This window comes from Actinopolymorpha sp. NPDC004070, from assembly GCF_040610475.1.
Lineage (GTDB): Bacteria > Actinomycetota > Actinomycetes > Propionibacteriales > Actinopolymorphaceae > Actinopolymorpha.
In genome coordinates, this window is the sequence record NZ_JBEXMJ010000032.1 from 1 (window position 1) to 1,720 (window position 1,720).

The following is a 1,720-nucleotide window of genomic DNA, read 5'->3' on the forward strand; positions in this document are numbered from 1 at the left end:
CTAAGCCCGAATCCACCGATGGGCTGTAGGTGATCGTTTCCGGATCGCCTTGTGGGCAAGGTTCGGTCGGGGGCAGGGGCTTTCGCCTGGTCTGGTTGCCAGGGTGTCCACGTGGGGTTCCGGTCGCGCCGTTGAGGCTGGGTGGTCAGGTCGTCGCGGGGGTGGGTGGTCCGCAGCCGAGCACGGTCGTGAACAGGCGGGTCCACGCGGTTTCCCATGGCCAGGCGGCCGGCAGGTGAAAGACGATCCGTCGGGCGGAAGTTGCCAGGCGTGCGGGGACTGCGATCAGTTTGGCGCGGATGGTGGCGGTGGTCGCCTTGGCCAGCGCGGGATCGGTGAGGGTGGCTGCGGCGCGGGTGAGGTTGAACGCCATCACCGCGAGAACCAGCCAGGCCGCGTTCGCGGCGAACCGGCCGGAGGGCAGGTGTGCCAGGGCTGAATTCTTCAGGTCGGCGTGGACTTGTTCGATGATCGCGTGGGCTCGGTGGGTCTTGTCCACCGTCACGGTGTCCATCGCCTCGGTGGGCACGGTGGTGAAGAACGCATGGAACCGCCACATGGCGAACAGGCCGTCCTGACCGGGGGCGGTGTTGAGGTCGGGGATACGGCGCACGACCAGGCGGCCGGGCACCTGGTCAGCCTTGCTCTTTCCGCTGAACGCGGTGAACGGTATCTCCGCGACCTCAGCGCGGGAGATCCACCGATCGGTGGTCTCGTCATAGACCGCGTGCGGGTAGGCGATCGTTTCCCACGCCGACTCCTCAACGGTGGCGATGGCCTTCTTCACCGACGTGTCCAAGCGGACGGTGACCGACACCTGCGCCCCAGCACCGACCGCCGCGGCGATGGTGGGCCGGCCGTAAAACGCCGAGTCCGCGCGTACCAAAACCGGAGCCTGCCGGCTGGGGCCCCGCAGGGCGTTCACGGTCTTCAACGCATCGGTGACCAGCCGTTTCGCACCACGCGCGGACCCGCACGACCCCTTGCGCAGCCGCTGCGCCACGATCGCCGGCGCGGACCGGCTGGTGGTGACGGTGGCAAGGAGGGCGTTCAGGCCGCGCACACCGGAGTAGCCGAACCCGGCCCCCTGCTTGGCGTAGCCGTGGACCTCGATGATCGTGTCGTCGACATCGACGGCCGTGTAGTCATCGCTGCCAAAGTTGTCGTCGGTGTCGTCGGTGTCGTCGGCGTCGTCGATCCCGGCGACCAGCGGCGTGCTGGCCGCCAGGCCGGCCAGCAACCGGGCCGCCACGGCATCGAGTTGGCGGACGTGGCCGAAGGTGAACGAGCGCAGGAACGACCCCAATGTCGACGGGGCGTAGACGCCGGTGAACGCCCGGCCCATCCCACCGTGACGCAGCAGCGCCATGTCATCGATGCTGTCCGCACCGGCCACCATGCCCGCAACCAGCGAGGCGACCTTCGACCCGGCGTTGGCACCCTTGTCACCCGGCACGGACAGGTGCGCATCGGCCAGCTCGTGCAGGCCTACCGACTCTGCCAGGCCCATCACCGGGACCAACCCCGCCGACGACACCAGATTCGGCTCGTCGAACACCGCAGACGTCGCGGCGAACGTGTGAGACAGTTGCATCCCAGAGATGCCCTTCGTGTTGCTTCAGGATCGTTCCTTCGACAAGACCGATCCTCCAACACGCAAGGGCATTCTCGCGTCACGACCCGCTCACCACACCCAGCCCATCGGCGGATCCGGGCTAAG

Annotated in this window: 1 protein-coding gene; it reads right to left on the bottom strand. The window is 68.0% G+C overall.

What is annotated here, in order from left to right; all coding sequences use genetic code 11:
• Positions 1–145: 145 nt before the first annotated feature.
• The gene (locus ABZV93_RS28790; RefSeq protein WP_354942095.1) at positions 146–1,594 is read right to left on the bottom strand and encodes an IS1380 family transposase; all 1,449 of its coding nucleotides are present in this window, start codon (positions 1,592–1,594) and stop codon (positions 146–148) included.
• Between the last annotated feature and the right edge of the window lie 126 nt (positions 1,595–1,720).